Here is a 22,550-nt window from a genome sequence, read left to right as displayed (position 1 = left end):
GCTCTCTCAATTGGTCCGTTGATTAACAACATGACCCTTGCGAGGTCGGCGTATCAGCGCGGTCCCGGCGCCAGTCAGGGCACCTACTGCCCCCCACATGATCATCAATAACAGACGACGCGGGCTGTCGCGGGTTACCGGCTCTTCCGGCGTACGCAGATAGCGCCAGGTCTGGAATGCTTTAACCAGGGTTGGGCCAACATTGAGCGTAGCCAGCATGGCACGGTTCTGATCGTACTCAACATCGTAAGAAGGGCCGCTGGCGCGCAGGTTTTCCAGCCGCGCCTGCAGCATTGGCCGCCCCAGCAGGAACAGCTCGGAATCCGGTAGCTGCTCGGAAGGCGTATCGGTTTTCGTCTGCTCGAAACCCTGCTGCTGAGCAATCTTCAGCGCCTGCTCAACGCTGTGGATCTCACGGTCGTAAATCGCGGTAGCGACCGCTTCCTGCCGTTTGATCTGCGCTTTTAGCTGGATGCTGCGCGCCGCCCATGCGCCGGCCAGCTCTTCATTCAGATGCGTCGTTGCGCGTCCATTGGCGAAAGCCACGTACTCGCGCAGCAGTGTATTGGCATCCCCTGAGGTTTCAGCCACCAGCTTAACGGTGTCATTGATGTTTTTCGCCGCATCTGCCGGTTGGAACTGGATATTGGCAATCAACTCATCCAATAACGCGGCATTTTCACGCGCGCTGCCGGTTTGGCGCTGCTTGTAGTAGCCGGACTGTAACCAGAAGTCGCGACGGGTGTCCCAGGCCGCAAGTTGCATGATAAATTCCTGGTAAGCCTCATCCATGACCGTTGGCTGCGGTGCGTTCAGGCTGATATTTCCGGCACGCTGATCCAGGTTATTGAGGAACTGCTGCTGGGAGTAGAAGCCGGACAGCATGTTAACCGTCGGCCGATCGGTAATCGCCGTGGTACTCCATTTCGGCGTGACCACCAGCGTGTAGAGCCAGGCCAGCAGAGCAAACAGCACGCCTCCACCAATAATCCAGAATTTACCGCGCCATAGCGCACAGCAAAGACCGCGAATATCCAGCTCGTTATCGGCAGCAACAGGATGGGTCATACATCATTTCCTTATTGTCAGGGCATCTATCAATCAATTAAAAAGTTTAGCTGTCGTTATTGTTATTACGCAGGCGACGCTTTACACGTTTGATCATTCGCGCAACGCGCCAGGCGCGTTTTATGCAGTAGCCATACAGCATAAAAGCCAGCAAAAACAGGATCAGCATGACCCATTCCGGGGTAAAACTCAGATATTCACCCAGTACCCCAATCGCTGCCAGCAGCGCTGCGGCCAGAGTAATCAGCATAAACGCCTGTCGTGAGGTGAAGCCCGCACGCATTATAAGGTGATGAATATGCTGACGATCTGCCGAGAAAGGACTCATTCCTTTACTCAGACGGCGATACATAATAGCGACCATATCCATCAAAGGAATAGCGATCAACCACAGCGCGGTAACCGGGGTAATCGGATGGCTTTCACCCTGAGTTGCGGCCAGCAGAATCCAGATGATCGTGAAGCCGATCAGGGTGCTACCGGCGTCGCCCATAAAGACTTTGTAACGGCCACCAAACATGCCGAGATTGAGCAGAATGTAGGGGACAATGGCGGCGATCATCGTGAAACACCACATTGCCAGACTGGTCTGCCCGTCAAACAGCAGGATGATACCCATCGCCATAAAAGAGACGCAGGACAGGCCCCCCAACAGGCCGTCGATACCGTCAACCATATTAAAAGCGTTGATCGCAGCCCAGACGGCAAACAGCGTCAGTACATAGCCAAATGGGCCGACAACCAGCTCCCAGGGGCCAAAAATATGGCCAAGGCTGAACAAATACAGCTTGGCCTTCACCATCATTACCACGGCGACGCCAGCCTGAACCACGGCGCGAATTTTCACACTAATATCAAAGCGATCGTCGAGTGCGCCAACCAGGACAAGGCAGCCTGCACATACCAGATAGAGGCTAAAATGGGGGATGTAATAATCGGAAATGGCAAAAGCGAAGCAGCTGCCGGCAAACACGGAAACACCACCGACCAGCGGGATCACACCCTGATGGCGCTTGCGATAGTTGGGTCTGTCCACCAGCCCGATTTTTTTAGCGGCCTTACGGGCAAAAAATAGAAACGCCAGCGAAAAAACAAAAGTCAGTGCAAGCTCAGTACTCATATTGAGTAAATTCACATTAATCAGCTCTCTGCGAAGAATTGCGTAATGTTATAAGCAAAAATAGTGCCATAATCATCCGTGTAATTCTGATTTTATCGACCAGGACGAGCAAAAATTAACCTCGTTTAATTGCAGTCCTGAACCATACACCAGGTTTAGTTCTCCCTTAACCGGCTAGCGTATAGGTCAAAAACAAAAAACGCCACGACTAAGCGTGGCGTTACCCGAGTTTGTTTTTTGGCGAGGACAACGAAAACGGCAGCGCTTCAGCAGCGCACCGCTTTCAGAGCATCATCAAACCATTACGAACGTTTCATCATGTCGAAGAATTCGTCGTTGGTTTTGGTCATCGCCAGTTTGTTAATGAGGAATTCCATCGCGTCGATTTCACCCATTGGATGAATGATTTTGCGCAGGATCCACATTTTCTGCAGCTCTTCGGATGTGGTAAGCAGCTCTTCTTTACGCGTACCTGAACGATTATAGTCGATAGCAGGGAATACGCGCTTCTCAGCGATTTTACGCGCGAGATGCAGCTCCATGTTGCCGGTACCTTTGAATTCTTCGTAGATAACTTCATCCATTTTAGAACCGGTATCGACCAGCGCCGTAGCGATGATAGTCAGGCTTCCGCCCTCTTCAACGTTACGCGCAGCACCGAAGAAACGCTTTGGACGATGCAGGGCGTTCGCATCCACACCACCGGTCAATACCTTACCAGAGGCAGGAACAACGGTGTTGTAGGCACGCGCCAGACGGGTGATGGAGTCCAGCAGGATGATGACATCCTTTTTATGCTCAACCAGGCGCTTAGCCTTCTCGATCACCATTTCAGCAACCTGCACGTGGCGTGATGCCGGCTCGTCAAAGGTAGAAGCGATCACTTCACCTTTAACCAGACGCTGCATCTCGGTCACTTCTTCCGGACGCTCGTCAATCAGCAGCACCATCAGCACACAGTCAGGATGGTTGTAAGCGATGCTCTGCGCGATATTCTGCAGCAGCATGGTTTTACCGGCTTTCGGCGGTGCTACGATCAGGCCACGTTGGCCACGGCCAATCGGCGATGCCAGATCCAGCACGCGTGCGGTAAGGTCTTCGGTAGACCCGTTACCACGCTCCATACGCAGGCGAGAATTCGCATGCAGCGGAGTTAAGTTTTCAAACAGGATTTTGCTACGCGCATTTTCCGGTTTGTCGTAGTTAACTTCGTTAACTTTCAGCAGCGCAAAGTAACGCTCACCTTCTTTTGGTGGACGGATCTTCCCAGAGATTGTGTCACCAGTGCGGAGGTTGAAGCGGCGGATTTGGCTGGGGGAAACGTAGATGTCATCGGGGCCTGCGAGGTAGGAACTGTCTCCGGAACGGAGGAAACCAAATCCATCCTGGAGTATCTCGAGTACGCCATCGCCGAAGATATCTTCGCCACTTTTAGCATGCTGCTTGAGGATGGCGAAAATAATATCCTGTTTGCGCATACGCGCCAGGTTTTCCAGCCCCATGTTTTCGCCGAGAGTGATCAGGTCAGAAACCGGCGTATTTTTTAATTCGGTAAGATTCATAATGGTGGGTTCTTAAACTCGGGGTAAATCTTGAACTGTTTGTCGTGAATAGTATGGCAAAAGGTCCATGCCTGTTAAATGGCACTCTGTTCTAAAGTCCGCTCGATGATCACGTACAGGAAAACGCAGATCCGAAACGAGGAGACGGTGTAGAAAGACGCCGGAATTCAGTTGATGCTAACCGTCAGATTGTCGAATGTCTGTAAGATTTAGACGAATACAGTATTCAACAAGGGATAATTCTAAAGATTCAAACTACAGGTAAGTTCGTCGTGCAGCGGATTTAACTTAGCACGCTTAATGCGGGGCGTCTAGCGGTCTGAGAAAAATTACAAACCGCCAGGCGCCGGCAAAGCATGATTAGCCCAGGTTCGCGTTCAGGAACTCTTTAAGCTGACCTTTAGACAGTGCACCAACTTTAGTCGCGATGACTTCGCCACCTTTAAACAGCAGCAGTGTTGGGATACCGCGAATGCCGTACTTAGGCGCTGTAGCCGGATGCTCATCAATGTTGAGCTTGGCAATCGTCAGCTTGCCTTCATACTCTTCGGCAACTTCATTCAGGATTGGGGCAATCATCTTGCAAGGGCCACACCATTCTGCCCAGAAGTCTACCAGCGTTAAACCATCAGCTTTCAGGACATCAGTTTCGAAGCTATCATCGGACAGGTGAACAATTTTAGCGCTCATGTTTACTCCAGGGGGATTATCTTGATCTTGATGATGTAGCATTAAGCAGCATCAGATTAACAATTTCACTGCTTTTATTTCAACGGATATGCTTTCGTAAAGCAATACTTAGCTGATATTCTACCACACTATGAGCAAAACACACTTAACCGAAAAGAAGTTTTCCGACTTCGCCCTGCATCCTCAGGTCATTGAAGCTCTTGATAATAAAGGGTTTCATAATTGCACGCCTATTCAGGCGCTGGCATTACCTTTTACGCTCTCCGGGCGTGATGTAGCAGGTCAGGCGCAAACCGGTACGGGCAAAACGATGGCGTTTTTAACGTCAACGTTTCATCATCTTCTTTCTCACCCTGCACCGGAAGGCCGCCAGATTAACCAACCGCGCGCGCTGATCCTGGCTCCGACGCGTGAACTGGCCGTTCAGATCCACGCGGATGCGGAACCACTGGCGCAGGTTACCGGGCTAAAACTCGGCCTTGCCTACGGTGGCGATGGTTATGATAAGCAGCTGAAAGTGCTGGAAAGCGGTGTTGATATTCTGATTGGCACCACGGGCCGTTTAATCGATTATGCGAAACAAAATCACGTTAATTTAGGTGCTATCCAGGTCGTCGTCCTCGACGAAGCCGATCGTATGTTCGATCTCGGCTTTATCAAAGATATCCGCTGGCTGTTCCGCCGCATGCCTGCCGCGAACCAGCGCCTGAATATGTTGTTCTCCGCCACGCTGTCGTTCCGTGTGCGCGAGCTGGCCTTCGAAAACATGAACAACGCCGAGTACGTTGAGGTCGAGCCAGAGCAGAAAACCGGGCACCGCATTAAAGAAGAGCTGTTCTACCCTTCCAACGAAGAAAAAATGCGTTTGCTGCAAACGCTGCTGGAAGAAGAGTGGCCTGACCGGGCGATTATTTTCGCCAATACCAAGCACCGCTGCGAAGATATCTGGGGCCATCTGGCTGCCGATGGTCATCGCGTAGGCCTGCTGACCGGTGATGTGGCTCAGAAAAAACGCCTGCGTATTCTGGACGATTTCACCAAAGGTGACGTGGATATCCTGGTTGCGACTGACGTAGCCGCCCGTGGTTTACACATTCCTGCGGTAACGCACGTGTTTAACTACGATCTGCCTGACGATCGCGAAGATTACGTTCACCGCATCGGACGTACCGGCCGCGCTGGCGCAAATGGGCACTCAATCAGCCTGGCCTGTGAAGAGTACGCGCTGAATTTGCCAGCGATTGAAGAATATATTGGTCACAGCATTCCGGTCAGCCGCTACAACAGCGATGCGCTGATGAGTGAACTGCCGCCGCCAAAACGCTTAACCCGCAACCGCACAGGCAACAACCTGCGTCGTGGGGGAAATAACAATCGCCGTGGTAGCGCACCGCGAAACCCTAACCGCAAACGCTCAGGTTAACGTCTCTATGCTCAGCGCGTCATCACTCTATGCTGCAATCGATCTGGGATCGAACAGTTTTCATATGTTGGTGGTGCGCGAGGTGGCTGGCAGTATCCAGACCATCGCCCGCATCAAGCGTAAAGTGCGTCTTGCTGCAGGTCTTGATGGCAGCAGCCAGCTTTCTGAAGAAGCGATGGAGCGTGGCTGGCAGTGTCTGCGGCTGTTTTCAGAACAGCTGCAGGATATTCCCCCGGAGCAGATCCGCGTCGTGGCCACTGCCACACTGCGTATCGCCGTCAACGCCGACAGTTTCCTGGTTAAGGCCCAGCAAATTCTCAATTGCCCGATTAATGTGATCAGCGGTGAAGAAGAAGCGCGGCTGATCTATCAGGGCGTCGCTCATACTACCGGCGGGTCCGATAAACGCCTGGTGGTGGATATTGGCGGCGGCAGTACGGAACTGGTCACCGGTAAAGGTTCGCAAACGACCTCACTGTTCAGTCTGTCGATGGGTTGCGTCACCTGGCTGGAGCGTTATTTTACCGACCGCCATCTGGGAAAAGAGAATTTCGCCCAGGCCGAAGAGGCCGCGCGTGAAATGATCCGCCCGGTGGCAAGCGTTTTGCGTGAGCAGGGCTGGCAGGTTTGTGTCGGTGCTTCCGGCACCGTGCAGGCGCTACAGGAAATTATGATGGCGCAGGGAATGGATGAACGCATTACCCTGAACAAACTGCAGCAGCTTAAACAGCGCGCTATTCAGTGCGGAAAGTTGGAAGAGCTGGAAATTGAAGGCCTGACGCTGGAGCGCGCTCTGGTGTTCCCGAGCGGGCTGTCGATACTGATTGCCATTTTCACCGAACTGAATATCAGCAGCATGACCCTGGCAGGTGGCGCACTGCGCGAGGGCCTGGTGTACGGCATGCTGCATCTTCCGGTCGATCGTGATATCCGTAAACGCACGCTGCACAATATTCAGCGCCGCTTCGCTATCGATGTTGAGCAGGCCGATCGCGTGCGCCAGCTGGCGGAAAGCTTCACCCGTCAGGTGAGCAACAGCTGGAAGCTGGACGATCTGAGCCGCGACCTGTTGGAAAGCGCCTGCCTGATCCATGAAATCGGCCTGAGCGTCGATTTCCGCCAGGCTCCGCAGCATTCCGCTTATCTGGTACGTCATCTGGACCTGCCGGGCTTTACGCCTGCGCAGAAAAAACTGCTGGCCACTCTGCTGCAAAACCAGGTCAACGGTATCGATCTGGCACTGTTAAGTCAGCAGAATGCCGTACCGCCGCGCGTGGCGGAGCGCCTGTGCCGTCTGCTACGCCTGGCAATTATCTTCTCCAGCCGCCGTCGCGATAACACGCTGCCAGCCGTTCGTTTACAGGCCGATGATGATACGCTGAGCCTCACGCTACCCGCAGGCTGGCTGCAGGCGCATCCGCTACGCGCCGAACTGCTGGAACAGGAAGTCCACTGGCAGAGCTATGTACACTGGCACCTGACCGTCGTCTGACGGTCGTATTATTTCTTCGCTTTATCCAGCATCGCGCGCAGACCGGCTACCCGACTTTGGCCGGTTTGCATCCGCTCTTCCGCACTCACCACCTTGCGCTCTCGCTCCCACTGCAGATCATCCTGCGGCAGTTCCAGTAAGAAGCGGCTGGGTTCCGGGCGAATCAGCTCACCGTACTGACGGCGTTCGCGACACAGACTGAAGGTCAGCTCTTTTTGCGCACGGGTGATGCCGACATAGGCCAGGCGACGTTCTTCCTCAACGTTGTTTTCATCAATACTGCTCTGATGGGGTAACAGTCCCTCTTCCATGCCCACCAGATACACATAAGGGAACTCAAGACCCTTTGAGGCATGCAGCGTCATCAGCTGCACCTGGTCGGCCTCTTCATCGCTCTCACCGCGCTCCATCATATCGCGCAGGGTGAAGCGCGTAACCACCTGGGTCAGCGTCATCGGTTCATCGATATCGCTGCCTTCGAGCATTTCCGTCATCCACTGGAACAGCGTATTGACGTTCTTCATGCGCATTTCAGCGGCTTTCGGGCTGGCGGAGGTTTCAAACAGCCAGCTCTCATAATCAATACCGTGGATCAGATCGCGTACGGCGGCAACTGGTTCCCGCTCCGCCAGCCTGGCGATCTCCTGCAGCCAGTGGGTGAAACGCTGGAGTGACTCCAGACCGCGGCCGGTCAGCGTCTGGCCCAGCCCCATATCAAAGCTGGCGGTAAACAGGCTCTTATTACGCTGCATCGCCCATTCACCCAGCTTTTGCAGTGTGGCAGATCCAATTTCGCGCCGCGGCGTATTAACGATGCGCATAAAGGCGCTGTCGTCATCGGCATTGGTCAGCACCCGCAGATAGGCCAGCAGATCTTTGATTTCCGGACGCGAGAAGAATGAAGTACCGCCGGAGATCCGGTAGGGAATGCGGTTCTGCATCAGCATTTTTTCAAAGACCCGCGACTGGTGGTTGCCGCGATAGAGAATGGCGTAGTCTTTATACTGCGTCTTATTAATAAAGTGGTGTGCTATCAGCTCGCCCGCCACCCGCTCGGCTTCGTGCTCTTCATGGTTAGCCATCACCACCTTCAGCTCCGCTCCGTAACCCAGCTCGGAGAAAAGGCGTTTTTCAAACACGTGCGGATTATTAGCGATCAGGATGTTCGCCGCTTTCAGAATACGTTCCGAAGAACGGTAGTTCTGCTCCAGCTTGATCACCTGCAACGCCGGGAAATCCTCTTTCAGCAGCACCAGGTTCTGCGGCCTCGCCCCGCGCCATGAGTAGATAGACTGGTCATCGTCCCCGACTACGGTAAAGCGCGCACGGCTGCCTACCAGCAGTTTAACCAGCTCGTACTGGCTGGTGTTGGTATCCTGATATTCATCCACCAGCAGGTAGCGAATGCGTTGCTGCCAGCGCTCGCGGACTTCCTGGTTGCGCTGGAACAGCAGCGTGGGCAGCAGGATCAGATCGTCGAAATCCAACACGTTGCAGGATTTCAGGTGTTTATCATACAGCGCGTAGCAGTGGGCAAAGAGCTTGTCGCGCTCGGACTGAGCGCCTGCGGCGGCACGTGGTGGGTCCAGCAGATCGTTTTTCCAGTTTGAGATCGTCGAGGTCAGTAGCTGGAGCAGATTTTTATCGTTCTCCAACCACTCCTCGGTCAGATCTTTCAACAGCGCCAGCTGGTCCTGATCGTCAAACAGCGAAAAGTTAGATTTCATCCCCAGCGCGGCATATTCACGTTTGATGATCTCCAGCCCGAGGGTGTGGAAGGTTGAGATCATCAGTCCGCGCGCTTCTTTGCGGCCCAGCGTCTGCGCCACGCGCTCTTTCATCTCACGCGAGGCTTTATTGGTGAAGGTCACAGCAGCAATGTGCCGGGCCTGATAGCCGCATTCGCGGATCAGATGCGCAATTTTATTGGTAATCACGCGCGTTTTACCCGATCCGGCTCCAGCCAGCACCAGACAGGGTCCGGTAACAAATTCAACGGCGTGTTGCTGACCAGGATTAAGACGCATAGCTTGATTATTCCACTAATAAAACAGGCAGGAAGTATAACCAAAGAAAGCCTGCCTGTAGAGCAGTGGAGCCGTTCAAAACCGGGAAGAAAAGTGAAGGGTAGATAAATCAATTCTGCGCATGCCATCGCCTGAAAACATGTCCTGAACAAGATCATGAAATCATCATTCAGCCACCTGGTGGAGATAGCAACAAATGCGCCTGTCGCGCCGGGAAGAGTGAGCAGGTATAGTAAGCGCCATCCGGCCTGCGGGCCTGACTGACTAAATATTCTGGAGAGCAACATGGCGAAAATGGCAGCAGCACTGCACATTCTGGTTAAAGAAGAGAAACTGGCACTGGATCTGCTGGAACAGCTGAAACAGGGTGGTGATTTCGAAAAGCTGGCGAAGAAACACTCTACCTGCCCTTCAGGGAAAAAAGGCGGACATCTGGGTGAGTTCAAACAGGGTGCGATGGTACCGGCGTTCGATAAAGTGGTGTTCTCTTGCCCGCTGATCGAGCCGCAGGGCCCGCTGCATACGCAGTTCGGCTACCACATCATTAAGGTATTGTACCGCAAATAAAAAAATGGCACCCGAGGGTGCCATTTTTCACTCTGGCGGAGGGTCACTCCGCTGAGAATATTAGCCTGCTACTGCGATACGTTTCATATCGGTCATATAGCCACGCAGAGTGCGGCCAACAGACTCGATTGGGTGCTGACGAATCGCTTCGTTAACGTCACGCAGCTGCGCGTTATCAACGGTAGTCGAAGTGCTTGCCGCTTTACCCAGATCGCCCGCCTGCAGCGTAGTCATGAACTCTTTCAGCAGCGGTACTGCCGCGTAAGAGAACAGGTAGTTACCGTATTCTGCGGTATCAGAGATAACCACGTTCATTTCATACAGACGCTTACGTGCAATGGTGTTCGCAATCAGCGGCAGCTCGTGCAGTGATTCGTAGTAAGCAGATTCTTCGATGATGCCCGCATCCAGCATGGTTTCAAACGCCAGCTCAACGCCTGCTTTCACCATGGCAACCATTACTACGCCTTCGTCGAAGTAAGTCTGCTCGGCAATTTTGCCTTCGAACTGTGCTGCAGTTTCGAATGCGGTTTTACCGGTCTCTTCACGCCAGCCCAGCAGGTTTTTGTCGTCGTTAGCCCAGTCAGCCATCATACCGGAAGAGAATTCGCCGGAGATGATGTCATCCATGTGCTTCTGGAACAGCGGAGCCATGATGGTTTTCAGCTGCTCGGACAGCGCATAAGCACGCAGTTTAGCCGGGTTAGACAGGCGATCCATCATCAGCGTGATACCGCCCTGCTTCAGCGCTTCGGTGATGGTTTCCCAGCCGAACTGAATCAGTTTTTCTGCGTAGGCAGCATCAGTACCTTCCGCCACCAGCTTGTCGAAGCACAGCAGAGAACCAGCCTGCAGCATACCGCACAGGATAGTCTGCTCGCCCATCAGGTCAGATTTCACTTCCGCAACGAAAGAGGATTCCAGCACGCCCGCACGGTGACCGCCGGTAGCCGCTGCCCAGGCTTTAGCAATCGCCATGCCTTCGCCTTTCGGATCGTTTTCCGGGTGAACCGCGATCAGCGTTGGCACACCGAAACCACGCTTGTATTCTTCACGAACTTCAGTACCCGGGCACTTCGGTGCCACCATCACTACGGTGATGTCTTTACGGATCTGCTCACCCACTTCAACGATGTTGAAACCGTGAGAGTAGCCCAGCGCAGCGCCGTCTTTCATCAGCGGCTGTACTGCCTGAACAACAGAAGAGTGCTGCTTGTCCGGAGTCAGGTTAACCACCAGGTCAGCCTGTGGGATCAGATCTTCGTAAGTGCCTACCTGGAAACCATTCTCGGTCGCTTTACGCCATGAAGCGCGTTTCTCAGCGATCGCTTCTGCACGCAGAGCGTAAGAGATATTCAGGCCAGAATCGCGCATGTTCAGGCCCTGGTTCAGACCCTGAGCACCACAGCCAACGATGACGACTTTTTTACCTTTCAGGTAGCTTGCTTCATCAGCAAATTCTTCGCGCGCCATGAAGCGGCATTTACCTAATTGCGCTAACTGGTTGCGCAGGTTCAAAGTGTTGAAATAGTTAGACATGGGCACTCCTGAAGTTGTGTTCGCGTATTATTTGTTGTCCGGGCTGTCGATTTCTCCGCCCTGAATAGACCCTATCATATGACAGGAAATCTATTGCTGAAATTGATATATTAACAACGTGACATTGCATGTTCTGCAACGTAAAAACGAGGCTCAATTCCATGGATTTGCGCGACCTGAAATTATTCCTTCATCTGGCGGAGAGCCGCCATTTCGGGCGCAGTGCGCGCGCCATGCACGTCAGCCCCTCCACGCTATCCCGCCAGATCCAGCGGCTGGAGGAAGACCTGGGCCAGGCGCTATTCCTGCGTGATAACCGCACCGTCACCCTGACCGATGCCGGTGAACGCCTGCGGCAGTTTGCTCAGCAGACGCTGTTGCAGTATCAGCAGATGCGTCACGCCATCGGGCAGAACGGCCCATCACTAAGCGGTGAGCTGCGTCTGTTCTGTTCTGTTACCGCCGCCTACAGTCATCTGCCGCCGATCCTCGACCGCTTTCGCGCGGAGCATCCGCTGGTTGAAATCAAGCTGACCACCGGGGATGCCGCCGATGCGGTAGAGAAAGTGCAGGCAAATGAAGTCGATATTGCTATTGCCGGACGCCCGGAGACGCTGCCTGCCAGCATTGGCTTTATGCCGCTGGGGCTGATCCCGCTGGTGCTGATTGCGCCCGCACTGCCCTGCCCGGTACGTAACCAGGCAACTCAGGCAGAGCCGGACTGGTCACAGATCCCGTTTATCCTGCCCGCGCAGGGGCCATCGCGCCGCCGCATCGATCTGTGGTTTCGCCATCGTCATATTGCGAATCCAATGATTTACGCCACGGTATCCGGTCATGAGGCGATTGTTTCTATGGTGGCGCTGGGCTGCGGTATTGCGCTGCTGCCGGATGTGGTGCTGGAGAACAGCCCGGAACCGATTCGTAACCGAATTCTGGAACTGGAAGACGTAGAGATGGTTGCGCCGTTCGAACTGGGCGTTTGCGTACAAAAAAAGCGGCTCAATGAGCCGCTTATTGATGCGTTCTGGAATCTGCTTTAACCGGCGAGGAAGAAGCGGAACGCCGGGTTATGGGTTTCATCGTGGAAATCATATCCCAGCGCCGCCAGGTGCTCTTCGAACTGCGGTTCGTTGTCACTCAGCTCAAACGCGGCCAGCACGCGACCGTAATCGGTACCGTGGCTGCGGTAGTGGAACAGAGAGATATTCCAGTGCGTTCCCAGCGTTTGCAGGAAACGCAGGAGCGCCCCCGGGGCTTCCGGGAATTCGAAACTGAACAGCCTTTCACGCAGCGGCTTAGATGGACGACCGCCGACCATGTAGCGCACGTGCAGTTTCGCCATCTCATCATCGGAAAGATCGACCACCTTGTAGCCACCCTCGGTGAGCAGCGCCAGGATCTCCTCACGCTCTTCAAGCCCGCGGGTCAGCCTCACACCGACAAAAATGCAGGCATCATCGGCGTTGGCATAGCGATAGTTGAATTCCGTGACGGAACGTCCGCCCAGCAGCTGGCAGAAACGCAGGAAGCTGCCCTGCTGTTCCGGGATGGTTACCGCCAGCAGCGCCTCACGCTGTTCACCCAGCTCGCAGCGCTCTGAAACGTAACGCAAACCGTGGAAATTGACGTTAGCACCGGAAAGCACATGCGCCAGGCGTTCACCTTTAATCTGGTGCTGCTGGATGTACTTTTTCATACCGGCCAGCGCCAGCGCACCGGACGGTTCCGCCACCGCGCGCACATCGTCAAACAGATCCTTCATCGCCGCGCAGATAGCATCGCTGTCTACGGTCACGATGTCGTCGATGTATTCCTGACACAGACGGAAGGTTTCGCTACCAATCCGTTTCACCGCCACGCCTTCGGCAAATAGCCCAACGCGAGGCAGATCGACCGGCTGACCGGCATCCAGCGCCGCCTTAAGGCAGGCCGAGTCGTTAGATTCAACCGCGATCACTTTAATCTGCGGCATCAGCTGCTTAATCAGCACCGCGACGCCCGCGGCCAAACCGCCGCCGCCAACCGGAACGAATACGCGATCGAGATGCGCATCCTGCTGCAGTAGCTCCATCGCCAGCGTACCCTGACCGGCGATCACCATCGGATGATCGAACGGTGGAACAAAGGTATAACCCTGCTGTTCCGCCAGTTCGATCGCCTTAGCTTTCGCCTCATCGAAGTTGGCACCGAACAGGTAAGCCTCACCGCCAAATGCCCGCACCGCATCAACTTTGATATCCGCCGTGGCAACCGGCATCACGATCAGGGATTTAATGCCCAGCTTGGTGGCAGACAGCGCCACACCCTGAGCATGATTCCCCGCCGAGGCGGTGACAACACCACGCGCCTTCTGCTCTTCGGTCAGCCCGGCGATCATCGCGTACGCACCGCGCAGCTTGAAGCTGTGCACCGGCTGGCGATCTTCACGCTTAACCAGAATGGTATTGCCGAGGCGCGAGGAGATTTTCTCCATTTTCTGCAGCGGCGTTACCTGGGCGACTTCATAGACCGGCGCGCGAAGTACCGCACGCAGATACTCCGCACCACAGGGCTGTGCGGGTAGCGGTTGAGACTCAGCCATATCTTTAGCCTCCCAGCTTGCTCTTATCGCGGACCGCACCTTTGTCGGCGCTGGTTGCCAGAGTGGCATAGGCGCGCAGGGCAAAGGAAACCTGACGCTCACGGCCGTGTGGCGTGTAAGCCGCATCACCGCGCGCCAGCTCTTTTTCACGGCGTGCATGGATTTCGTTGTCTGGCAGATCCAGATGGATGCGACGATTCGGAATATCCAGCTCGATCATGTCGCCATCTTCAATCAGCGCGATGGTTCCGCCGCTCGCCGCTTCTGGTGAGATGTGCCCCACAGAGAGACCGGAAGAGCCTCCTGAGAAACGGCCATCGGTGATCAGCGCACAGGCTTTGCCCAGCCCCATCGATTTCAGATAGGTGGTCGGATAGAGCATCTCCTGCATGCCAGGACCGCCTTTTGGTCCTTCATAGCGGATAACAACGCAGTCGCCCGCTACCACTTTGCCGCCGAGGATCGCGTCTACCGCATCATCCTGGCTCTCGTAGACTTTTGCCGGACCTTTGAAGGTCAGCAGTTCTGCGTCAACGCTGGCGGTTTTAACGATACAGCCATCTTCTGAGATGTTGCCGTACAGCACAGCCAGGCCGCCATCCTGAGAGAACGCGTGTTCGCGGGTACGAATACACCCTTCCTGACGGTCATCATCCAGCGTGTCCCAGCGGCAATCCTGTGAGAAAGCCTGAGTGGTACGAATACCGGCCGGACCGGCGCGGAACATCTTTTTCACCGCTTCGTCTTTGGTCAGCATGATGTCGTACTGATCGAGCGTTTCACGCATGGTCTGCTGCAGAATATTGCGCACGCTGGTGTCGATCAGCCCTGCACGATCCAACTCACCCAGAATGCCGATCACGCCACCCGCACGGTGAACGTCTTCCATGTGATATTTCGGCGTGCTTGGCGCCACTTTGCACAGATGCGGGACTTTACGTGACAGGCGATCGATATCGGACATGTTGAATTCGATTTCGCCTTCCTGCGCGGCCGCCAGCAGGTGCAGAACGGTATTCGTTGAACCGCCCATGGCGATATCCAGCGTCATCGCGTTTTCGAACGCGGCTTTCGTCGCGATATTACGCGGCAGCATGTTGACGTCACCCTGCTCATAATAGCGTTTAGTCAGGCTAACAATGCGCTGGCCAGCGGTCAGGAACAGCTCTTTACGGTCAGCGTGTGTCGCCAGCAGCGAACCGTTGCCCGGCTGGGACAGCCCCAGCGCTTCGGTCAGGCAGTTCATCGAGTTGGCGGTGAACATACCGGAACAGGAACCACAGGTCGGACAGGCGGAACGCTCAATCTGCTCACTGTCGGCATCGCTGACGTTAGGGTTTGCGCCCTGAATCATTGCATCGACGAGATCCAGCTTGATGATTTTATCCGACAGCTTGGTTTTACCGGCTTCCATCGGGCCGCCGGAAACGAAGATCACCGGAATATTCAGGCGCAGCGACGCCATCAGCATTCCCGGGGTGATTTTGTCACAGTTGGAGATACAAACCATGGCGTCGGCACAGTGTGCGTTGACCATGTATTCGACCGAGTCAGCGATCAGCTCACGTGACGGCAGAGAATAAAGCATGCCGCCGTGGCCCATAGCGATACCATCATCAACGGCGATGGTATTAAACTCTTTCGCCACGCCGCCTGACGCTTCGATCTGCTCAGCAACCAGTTTACCCAGATCGCGCAGGTGAACGTGACCCGGCACAAACTGCGTGAAGGAGTTTACAACCGCAATGATCGGCTTACCGAAGTCATCATCGGTCATTCCTGTGGCGCGCCACAGGGCACGGGCACCCGCCATATTGCGCCCGTGGGTGGTGGTGGCGGAACGGTACTTAGGCATGCTCTATTACTCCAGAAATCGATGATACGCGGGCGTCAAATGACGCCCGAGAAAATGTATAGTTCTTATGAGTTAACCGGATCCAGCCAACCCCATTTGTCTTCAGTTTCGCCAGTGAACAGACCAAAGAATGCAGACTGAATACGCTCGGTAACCGGGCCACGTTTGCCCGCACCGACCTGAATACCATCAACGCTGCGTACCGGAGTAATCTCAGCGGCAGTACCGGACATGAAGACTTCATCTGCCAGATACAGTGATTCACGAGACAGTACCTGCTCACGCACTTCAATACCCAGATCCTGCGCCAGTTTAATAATGGCATCACGAGTAATACCCGGCAGTGCGGAAGAGGTGAACGGCGGGGTAAACAGAATGCCGTCTTTCACTTCAAACAGGTTCTCACCGGCACCTTCAGAGATGTAGCCGTGAGTGTCCAGTGCGATACCTTCCTGATAGCCGTGGCGACGCGCTTCGCTGCCAACCAGCAGGGAGGACAGGTAGTTACCACCGGCTTTAGCGGCGGTTGGCAGGGTGTTTGGCGCTACGCGGTTCCATGAAGAAACCATCGCATCGATCCCCTGCTCCAGCGCTTCAGCACCCAGGTAAGCACCCCACGGGAACGCGGCGATGATCACATCAGTGCTGTAGCCATCTGGCGGGTTCACGCCCAGGCCCACGTCGCCAACAAATACCAGCGGACGAATATATGCGCTTTTCAAGTTGTTCTTGCGCAGCGTTTCGCGGCACGCTTCCATCAGTTCATCAACGCTCTGGCTGACAGGGAAACGATAGATTTTTGCAGAATCACGCAGACGCTGCATGTGTTCACGATGGCGGAAGACCACTGGCCCTTTGTGCGAGTCATAGCAACGGACGCCTTCAAATACGGATGTACCGTAGTGCAGTGCGTGGGACATAACGCTTACCTTCGCGTCTTCCCATTTAACCATCTCGCCATTGAACCAGATAAAGTCAGCTTTCTTCGTCATTCTAATTTCCTTGCCCGCTTAAGCGCGGATTTGTTGTGTTGTCTGTTGTTGAACCTGAACGCATGCAACGTCCATCAGTTTACTTAACTGCGTTGACAGTAAATCGACAGAGCGCTGGCTGGCAACGGTCAATTCAATATTAATATTGTCAGTATTCGCCTGCGAAGCCATATTCATCGTGCACACCTGAAAACCACGGTGGCGGATAACACGTAAAATACGTTCCAGAACTTCCGGACGAAAACGTGCTTCGATAGACAATTGATGCTGCATCATGAGGTTTTCTCCATCATATTTTCGTTGCTGGCACCGGGTGGCACCAGAGGCCAGACGTTCTCATGCTCGTCAATCGCGACGTGGAGCATGTATGGCCCTTCACTGTGCAGCAAAGCGTCTAATGCGGCGTCGACCTGATCTTTACGGGTAATACGCTGGCCGGGAATATTGAAAGCGCTGGCCAGTGTGAGAAAGTCCGGGTTATCTGAGAGATTGGTTTCGCTATAGCGTTCTTCGAAGAACAACTGCTGCCACTGGCGTACCATGCCTAAACGCTGGTTATCCAGCAGCACGATCTTCACCGGCAGCTGTTTGCGCTTGATGGTGCCCAGCTCCTGTACATTCATCATAAAGGAGCCATCACCGGATACGCAGATCACGGTATCGTCGGGGCGAGCCACCTGAGCACCTACGGCAGCCGGCAGACCAAAGCCCATCGTGCCCAGCCCGCTTGAGGTGATGAAATTCTCCGGACGGGTAAAGCTCATATGCTGTGCAGCCCACATCTGGTGCTGCCCCACATCCGTAGTCACAACGCTGCTATCCGATTTGCGGTCCGACAGCTGCTTCAGGAACAGCGGAGCAAAAATCGCTTCGCCCGGATGATCGTAACGCCAGCCGTGATCGGCTTTCAGCGCTTTGATCTCTTCACGCCATGCTGAGATCGCTACCGGATGATAAAGATCGGGCAGCAGCTTGTTCAGATCGCCCTGCAGGGCAACATGCGCGCGGCGCAGTTTGTTCAGTTCCGCCGGGTCGATATCCATATGGATAACGCTGGCATGCGGCGCAAAGGTGTCCAGCTTGCCGGTCACCCGGTCGTCAAAGCGAGCACCGACGGCAATCAGCAGATCGCACTGCTGAACGGCGAGGTTGGCAGCCTTGGTGCCGTGCATGCCCAGCATGCCCAGATAACACTCATCTTCCGCATCCGGCGTGCCCAGGCCTTTCAGGGTAGCCACGGTTGGAATGCCGGTTTCTTTGGCGAAAGCACGCAGCGCATGGACCGCATCGGCCATTCCCACGCCACCGCCAACATACAGAATCGGCTTCTGCGACTGTGCCAGCAGCTGGCGGGCCTGCTGCAGTTCAACGTGCGGATGGTCCTGCTCCTCTTCCACAGGCAGCAGATGGGCTATCAGGTCGCCGCTGGCCAATTGGATATCTTTAGGAATATCAACCAGAACAGGGCCGGGACGACCCGATTTAGCAATGGCAAAGGCTTCAGCCATCACGCCCGGCAGTTCATCGAGCGATTCCACCAGGAAGCTATGCTTGGTACAAGCCAGCGAGAGGCCCAGAACGTCGATCTCCTGGAAGGCATCGGTGCCCATGACCGCAGAAGAGACCTGGCCGGTAATGGCAACAATAGGAACAGAATCCAGCATCGCATCAGCCAGACCCGTGATCAGATTGGTCGCGCCGGGGCCAGAAGTGGCGATACAGACGCCGACTTTTCCGGTAGCACGGGCAAAGCCGATAGCGGCCATGGCTGCACCCTGCTCGTGGCGGCACAGTAGGTGTTCGACACCGCCGTCATAGAGCGCGTCATAGACCGGCATAATTGCTCCACCAGGATAGCCGAATACTGTCTCGACTCCCTGTGCACGCAAAGCTTGAACCACCCACTGTGCACCATTCATAGTTATTCCCCCGCCTCTGGCTGGGAACAACAGCATTTTATGCTACTGTTCATCTTCTGTTCCTCACACGTTTTGTCTTGCTAAAAAAAAACCCCCGGACCTTTCGGTGCGGGGGTTCTTTCGAATTCAGGCTTGATTTTTAAGCCTTTCTTTCTCCGAGCGTAGCCCCGCACGGCGTGATAATAATCACGACGACGCTAATGACGACTAGGCTAATGACTCGTAGAAGGGCTTTCATTTGGATTCTGTAAATTCACTTGTTCGAATTAATGTCTATAGAGTTATCACAGTTACGCGTTTGCGTTCAACTTTTTTCATCATTTTATTTTATGACAGCGTACGCAAAAAAAGTAAAAAGTATTGTTATTCAGTGAATAAGAAGATGTTGATTTATTTTCAATACTCACCTGCCGTGATCGCTTTAATTCCACATAGTGGAATTTCGTCGCAGCTCGCAGCGTGGTGAAACGCGCTCCATCATCAAAAAATAACTGTCAGCCCATCTCACAGCGATCCCTTTTACTCATCGTCAGGATAGAAATTTGTATGCACAGTAACGCCAAAAGGAGGCTCCATGTCGTTATCTGTTGCTTACACTCGTGCTGCAATTGGCATTCAGGCCCCCCAGGTTTGCGTCGAAGTCCACCTCAGTAATGGGCTTCCCGCACTTTCCATGGTGGGGCTGCCTGAAACAGCCGTCAAAGAGGCTCGTGACCGGGTACGCAGCGCCATTATTAACTGCGGATTTTCTTTCCCGGCCAAACGCATCACCGTTAACCTCGCCCCGGCGGATTTGCCCAAAGAAGGGGGAAGATTCGATCTTCCTATCGCAGTTGCTATTCTCGCAGCCTCAGAACAGATTCCTGCGGAGAAACTCACTCAATATGAGTTCCTGGGCGAACTGGCGCTTACAGGCGCTCTGAGGGGCGTACAGGCGGTTATCCCGGCGGCGATGGCAGCTCATGATGCAGGGAGGCAGCTTATCCTCTCAGCGGATAATCTCGCGGAGGTTGGCCTGATAGAACACGGTGATAATTTGCTTGCTCGTGATTTGCTGGAAGTCTGCGCCTTTCTGCATGGCGAAGCCCAGCTGGAGCGCGCATGTGTAAAGCATGATGACCTGCCAACAGCGGAGGGTGACCTGCAGGAGGTGATCGGCCAACAGCAGGCCAAGCGCGCACTAGAGATCGCTGCTGCCGGCGGGCATAACCTGTTGCTAATCGGGCCCCCCGGTACCGGTAAGACGATGCTGGCAACACGCCTGAACGGCCTTATGCCGCCGCTAAACGATCGGGAAGCGCTGGAAAGTGCCTGCATAGCCAGCCTTGTCAGGAATGACACTGTGCATACTCACTGGCGTCAGCGGCCATTTCGCTCTCCCCACCATAGCGCCTCACTGTTTGCTCTGGTTGGCGGAGGAGCAATACCAAAGCCGGGCGAGATATCGCTGGCGCATAACGGGGTGCTTTTTCTTGATGAGCTACCTGAGTTTGAACGCCGTGCGTTGGACGCTCTGCGTGAACCGCTGGAGTCCGGCGAGATCGGGATATCTCGCGCCCGAGCTAAGGTGACCTATCCGGCCAGATTCCAGCTGATCGCCGCGATGAATCCCAGTCCTACTGGTCATTACAACGGTCCCCATAATCGCTGCTCTCCGCAGCAAACGCTGCGCTATTTAAGCCGATTATCCGGTCCCTTCCTTGACCGTTTTGATCTTTCACTGGAAGTACCGCTGCTACCGACGGGAACACTGAGCGCGCAAAGGCGTGGCAGTGAATCCAGCGATACCGTCAGAAAACGTGTTGTCGCTGCGCGTGAGCGTCAGCTCGCACGCGTGGGAAAAGTGAACGCGTTGATGAGTCATCATGAGATCAAAGACTTCTGCATGTTAAAAACGGAGGATGCCGAGTGGCTGGAACAGGTGTTGAATCAACTTGGGCTCTCGGTGAGGGCCTGGCAGCGAATTTTAAAAGTGGCACGGACGATTGCCGATTTGGCAAATGATAACGAGATTGATCGGGAACATCTGACTGAAGCGGTGAGCTATCGGGGAATGGATCGATTACTGATTAATCTACAGAAAAGTCTGGGATAGCAGGCATTAAAAAGGGGCCGAAGCCCCTTAATCTTAATCGTCGCTATCCGAATAGTCTTCAACACCTTCCATCTGCGGTTTACCGCCAGAAAGGGTATGAAAACGCTTAGGACGTTTAATTCGGGTCATGTACTTAGACCAGACTCTTTCTGCTTCAGTTTGCGGCTCACGTACACCGCGGCACACTTCGATAAACAGACGCTCTTCTTCCGTCGTCGGCTCACGCTTTGCCAGATCCAGCTCGTTAAAAGCATAACCATGGCGCTCAAGAAGTTGGGCTTCTTTGATGGTGAAATCACCGTGCCGGGAGAACCCGCGGGGATAGTGTTTGTTATCAAAAAAACGACTGGTTGTTGCGAAGCTTTCCGCCATTTTACACGCTCCTAACTCTTTTAAGGCCGAGCTATTTATGGCGCGGAGTATTAGATAGGCTTGACAGAGTGTAAAACAAAACATTTAAATCATAACGACAAATGTTTTTTAGGAGATCGCTGTGGATACGGAATTACTAAAAACCTTTCTTGAAGTGAGCAGAACTCGCCACTTCGGACGAGCTGCGGAAGCGCTCTATCTAACGCAGTCCGCCGTTAGTTTTCGCATTCGACAGCTTGAAAATCAGCTGGGTGTGAACCTTTTTACCCGGCACCGTAACAATATCAGGTTAACCTCAGCGGGTGAGCGTTTACTGCCATATGCTGAAAGCCTGATGAATACGTGGCAAATGGCTAAGAAAGAGGTTTCACATACTCAACAGCACCATGAGCTGTCGATAGGGGCCAGTGCTTCGCTCTGGGAAGCCTATCTAACCCCCTGGCTACAAACGCTGTATCAACAGCGCGAGAGTCTGCATCTTGAAGCACGAATCGCTCAGCGTCATCTGATGGTTAAGCAGCTTCATGAACGTCAACTCGATCTGTTGATTACCACTGAAGCACCCAAAATGGACGAGCTGACAAGCCATCAAATTGGCCATATTTCATTGGCGCTGTTCAGGTCGCGAAAATCGGAGAAAAAGGAGAAATATGATTATATTAAGCTGGAATGGGGGGCCGATTTTCATCAACATGAAAACTATCTTGCCGGTGCCGATGACATACCTGTACTGACGACAACCTCAGCACATTTAACGCGCCAGCTGTTGCATACAACAGGAGCCTGTGCATTTTTACCGGACTTCTGGGAGGCGGAGTACAGCGATCTTCTCTCAATTCAGGATACCGCAGTTGTCCTCAGACCCCTTTACGCAGTCTGGTTACAAAATAGCGATCAGCAAACACACATCCGTCAACTCATTAAATTACCGGTCAATATCTAACCAACTAATGTTGATAAAAGCGACAAAAGAGCCGTAGAACGGCTCTTTATAACTCGCACTTACAGCATAGCTTTAAGTGCGGTTACATATCTTTTATCATTATGAGCTTTGTTTCTTGAATTTTAGGCAAAAAAAAACCTTTGCCTAAGCAAAGGTTTTTTCTTTATCTGGCAGGGGCGGAGAGACTCGAACTCCCAACACCCGGTTTTGGAGACCGGTGCTCTACCAATTGAACTACGCCCCTAAAAGGGTGGCGGAACGGACGGGGCTCGAACCCGCGACCCCCTGCGTGACAGGCAGGT

Annotated in this window: 19 protein-coding genes and 1 tRNA gene; 6 read left to right on the top strand and 14 right to left on the bottom strand. The window is 53.9% G+C overall.

All coding sequences use genetic code 11. From position 1 onward, the window contains the following. Window positions 1–6 precede the first annotated feature (6 nt). The 4 genes from wzzE to trxA all read right to left on the bottom strand — a co-directional run bounded on the left by wzzE (window position 7) and on the right by trxA (window position 4,440). A complete protein-coding gene (gene wzzE, locus IBT47_RS20740; protein ID WP_200562705.1) occupies window positions 7–1,068 on the bottom strand; it encodes an ECA polysaccharide chain length modulation protein in 1,062 nt (353 codons plus the stop codon). Between the two features lie 46 nt (window positions 1,069–1,114). Then, the gene (gene wecA / locus IBT47_RS20735) at window positions 1,115–2,203 is read right to left on the bottom strand and encodes a UDP-N-acetylglucosamine--undecaprenyl-phosphate N-acetylglucosaminephosphotransferase (protein ID WP_200562703.1); all 1,089 of its coding nucleotides are present in this window, start codon (window positions 2,201–2,203) and stop codon (window positions 1,115–1,117) included. Between the two features lie 287 nt (window positions 2,204–2,490). Further along, complete coding sequence (gene rho, locus IBT47_RS20730; protein ID WP_105595131.1) at window positions 2,491–3,750, bottom strand: transcription termination factor Rho; 1,260 nt, start codon at window positions 3,748–3,750, stop codon at window positions 2,491–2,493. 360 nt (window positions 3,751–4,110) lie between these two features. Next, on the bottom strand, window positions 4,111–4,440 hold the full coding sequence (gene trxA / locus IBT47_RS20725; RefSeq protein WP_105595130.1) for a thioredoxin TrxA: 330 nt from the start codon (window positions 4,438–4,440) through the stop codon (window positions 4,111–4,113). A gap of 130 nt (window positions 4,441–4,570) precedes the next feature. Here trxA and rhlB point away from each other — a divergent pair, with 130 nt between their 5' ends. Both rhlB and gppA read left to right on the top strand, forming a co-directional pair. Continuing rightward, window positions 4,571–5,863, top strand: coding sequence for an ATP-dependent RNA helicase RhlB (gene rhlB / locus IBT47_RS20720; protein WP_200562701.1), 1,293 nt, complete (start codon window positions 4,571–4,573; stop codon window positions 5,861–5,863). Between the two features lie 7 nt (window positions 5,864–5,870). Then, the gene (gppA, locus tag IBT47_RS20715) at window positions 5,871–7,355 is read left to right on the top strand and encodes a guanosine-5'-triphosphate,3'-diphosphate diphosphatase (protein WP_200562699.1); all 1,485 of its coding nucleotides are present in this window, start codon (window positions 5,871–5,873) and stop codon (window positions 7,353–7,355) included. An 8-nt stretch (window positions 7,356–7,363) separates the two neighbouring features. On the opposite strand, the gene rep is transcribed toward gppA, so the two are convergent. Further along, window positions 7,364–9,382 (bottom strand): DNA helicase Rep, encoded by a 2,019-nt coding sequence (gene rep, locus IBT47_RS20710; RefSeq protein WP_105595127.1) that lies wholly within the window; start codon window positions 9,380–9,382, stop codon window positions 7,364–7,366. Between the two features lie 285 nt (window positions 9,383–9,667). On the opposite strand from rep, the gene ppiC reads away from it, so the two are divergent. Next, entirely contained in the window at window positions 9,668–9,949 is a 282-nt protein-coding gene (gene ppiC, locus IBT47_RS20705; RefSeq protein ID WP_105595124.1) for a peptidylprolyl isomerase PpiC, read from the top strand. Window positions 9,950–10,009: 60 nt separating this feature from the next. Here ppiC and ilvC read toward each other — a convergent pair whose 3' ends face one another. After that, complete coding sequence (gene ilvC / locus IBT47_RS20700; protein WP_200547526.1) at window positions 10,010–11,488, bottom strand: ketol-acid reductoisomerase; 1,479 nt, start codon at window positions 11,486–11,488, stop codon at window positions 10,010–10,012. Window positions 11,489–11,649: 161 nt separating this feature from the next. On the opposite strand from ilvC, the gene ilvY reads away from it, so the two are divergent. After that, window positions 11,650–12,531: an HTH-type transcriptional activator IlvY gene (gene ilvY, locus IBT47_RS20695; protein ID WP_200562696.1), complete on the top strand. Its 882-nt coding sequence runs from the start codon at window positions 11,650–11,652 to the stop codon at window positions 12,529–12,531. On the opposite strand, the gene ilvA is transcribed toward ilvY, so the two are convergent. The 6 genes from ilvA to ilvL all read right to left on the bottom strand — a co-directional run bounded on the left by ilvA (window position 12,528) and on the right by ilvL (window position 19,076). Then, on the bottom strand, window positions 12,528–14,072 hold the full coding sequence (ilvA, locus tag IBT47_RS20690) for a threonine ammonia-lyase, biosynthetic (protein WP_200562695.1): 1,545 nt from the start codon (window positions 14,070–14,072) through the stop codon (window positions 12,528–12,530). The genes ilvY and ilvA overlap by 4 nt on opposite strands. A gap of 4 nt (window positions 14,073–14,076) precedes the next feature. After that, window positions 14,077–15,927: a dihydroxy-acid dehydratase gene (gene ilvD, locus IBT47_RS20685; RefSeq protein WP_105595120.1), complete on the bottom strand. Its 1,851-nt coding sequence runs from the start codon at window positions 15,925–15,927 to the stop codon at window positions 14,077–14,079. A 65-nt stretch (window positions 15,928–15,992) separates the two neighbouring features. After that, complete coding sequence (locus IBT47_RS20680; protein ID WP_200562693.1) at window positions 15,993–16,919, bottom strand: branched-chain amino acid transaminase; 927 nt, start codon at window positions 16,917–16,919, stop codon at window positions 15,993–15,995. Window positions 16,920–16,937: 18 nt separating this feature from the next. Beyond that, on the bottom strand, window positions 16,938–17,195 hold the full coding sequence (gene ilvM, locus IBT47_RS20675) for an acetolactate synthase 2 small subunit (RefSeq protein ID WP_200547523.1): 258 nt from the start codon (window positions 17,193–17,195) through the stop codon (window positions 16,938–16,940). Beyond that, window positions 17,192–18,838: an acetolactate synthase 2 catalytic subunit gene (ilvG, locus tag IBT47_RS20670; protein ID WP_200562691.1), complete on the bottom strand. Its 1,647-nt coding sequence runs from the start codon at window positions 18,836–18,838 to the stop codon at window positions 17,192–17,194. The genes ilvM and ilvG overlap by 4 nt, the downstream gene beginning before the upstream one ends. A 139-nt stretch (window positions 18,839–18,977) precedes the next feature. Next, entirely contained in the window at window positions 18,978–19,076 is a 99-nt protein-coding gene (gene ilvL, locus IBT47_RS20665; RefSeq protein WP_105595116.1) for an ilv operon leader peptide, read from the bottom strand. A gap of 336 nt (window positions 19,077–19,412) precedes the next feature. Here ilvL and IBT47_RS20660 point away from each other — a divergent pair, with 336 nt between their 5' ends. Next, window positions 19,413–20,933 carry a YifB family Mg chelatase-like AAA ATPase gene (locus tag IBT47_RS20660; RefSeq protein WP_200562688.1) on the top strand — a complete coding sequence of 507 codons (1,521 nt, stop codon included), beginning with the start codon at window positions 19,413–19,415 and terminating at the stop codon, window positions 20,931–20,933. Window positions 20,934–20,966: 33 nt separating this feature from the next. Here the strand turns inward: IBT47_RS20660 and IBT47_RS20655 are convergent, their stop codons facing one another. Then, the gene (locus IBT47_RS20655) at window positions 20,967–21,305 is read right to left on the bottom strand and encodes a DUF413 domain-containing protein (protein ID WP_105595114.1); all 339 of its coding nucleotides are present in this window, start codon (window positions 21,303–21,305) and stop codon (window positions 20,967–20,969) included. A gap of 121 nt (window positions 21,306–21,426) precedes the next feature. On the opposite strand from IBT47_RS20655, the gene hdfR reads away from it, so the two are divergent. Next, complete coding sequence (gene hdfR, locus IBT47_RS20650) at window positions 21,427–22,248, top strand: HTH-type transcriptional regulator HdfR (protein WP_200562686.1); 822 nt, start codon at window positions 21,427–21,429, stop codon at window positions 22,246–22,248. Between the two features lie 168 nt (window positions 22,249–22,416). Here hdfR and IBT47_RS20645 read toward each other — a convergent pair. Next, window positions 22,417–22,492: transfer RNA gene (locus IBT47_RS20645), tRNA-Trp, on the bottom strand. Between the last annotated feature and the right edge of the window lie 58 nt (window positions 22,493–22,550).

The sequence above is a fragment of the Erwinia sp. S43 genome, assembly GCF_016624745.1.
Classification (GTDB): domain Bacteria; phylum Pseudomonadota; class Gammaproteobacteria; order Enterobacterales; family Enterobacteriaceae; genus Erwinia; species Erwinia coffeiphila.
The sequence above is the reverse complement of the archived record's forward strand: the minus strand, read 5'-3'. Positions and strand labels throughout refer to the sequence as shown.

Coding starts and splice junctions, on each gene's coding strand:
- wzzE (WP_200562705.1), bottom strand. CDS start 1,068: ATGACCCATCCTGTTGCTGCCGATAACGAGCTGGATATTCGCGGTCTT.
- rho (WP_105595131.1), bottom strand. CDS start 3,750: ATGAATCTTACCGAATTAAAAAATACGCCGGTTTCTGACCTGATCACT.
- trxA (WP_105595130.1), bottom strand. CDS start 4,440: ATGAGCGCTAAAATTGTTCACCTGTCCGATGATAGCTTCGAAACTGAT.
- rhlB (WP_200562701.1), top strand. CDS start 4,571: ATGAGCAAAACACACTTAACCGAAAAGAAGTTTTCCGACTTCGCCCTG.
- gppA (WP_200562699.1), top strand. CDS start 5,871: ATGCTCAGCGCGTCATCACTCTATGCTGCAATCGATCTGGGATCGAAC.
- rep (WP_105595127.1), bottom strand. CDS start 9,382: ATGCGTCTTAATCCTGGTCAGCAACACGCCGTTGAATTTGTTACCGGA.
- ppiC (WP_105595124.1), top strand. CDS start 9,668: ATGGCGAAAATGGCAGCAGCACTGCACATTCTGGTTAAAGAAGAGAAA.
- ilvC (WP_200547526.1), bottom strand. CDS start 11,488: ATGTCTAACTATTTCAACACTTTGAACCTGCGCAACCAGTTAGCGCAA.
- ilvY (WP_200562696.1), top strand. CDS start 11,650: ATGGATTTGCGCGACCTGAAATTATTCCTTCATCTGGCGGAGAGCCGC.
- ilvA (WP_200562695.1), bottom strand. CDS start 14,072: ATGGCTGAGTCTCAACCGCTACCCGCACAGCCCTGTGGTGCGGAGTAT.
- ilvD (WP_105595120.1), bottom strand. CDS start 15,927: ATGCCTAAGTACCGTTCCGCCACCACCACCCACGGGCGCAATATGGCG.
- IBT47_RS20680 (WP_200562693.1), bottom strand. CDS start 16,919: ATGACGAAGAAAGCTGACTTTATCTGGTTCAATGGCGAGATGGTTAAA.
- ilvM (WP_200547523.1), bottom strand. CDS start 17,195: ATGATGCAGCATCAATTGTCTATCGAAGCACGTTTTCGTCCGGAAGTT.
- ilvG (WP_200562691.1), bottom strand. CDS start 18,838: ATGAATGGTGCACAGTGGGTGGTTCAAGCTTTGCGTGCACAGGGAGTC.
- ilvL (WP_105595116.1), bottom strand. CDS start 19,076: ATGAAAGCCCTTCTACGAGTCATTAGCCTAGTCGTCATTAGCGTCGTC.
- IBT47_RS20660 (WP_200562688.1), top strand. CDS start 19,413: ATGTCGTTATCTGTTGCTTACACTCGTGCTGCAATTGGCATTCAGGCC.
- IBT47_RS20655 (WP_105595114.1), bottom strand. CDS start 21,305: ATGGCGGAAAGCTTCGCAACAACCAGTCGTTTTTTTGATAACAAACAC.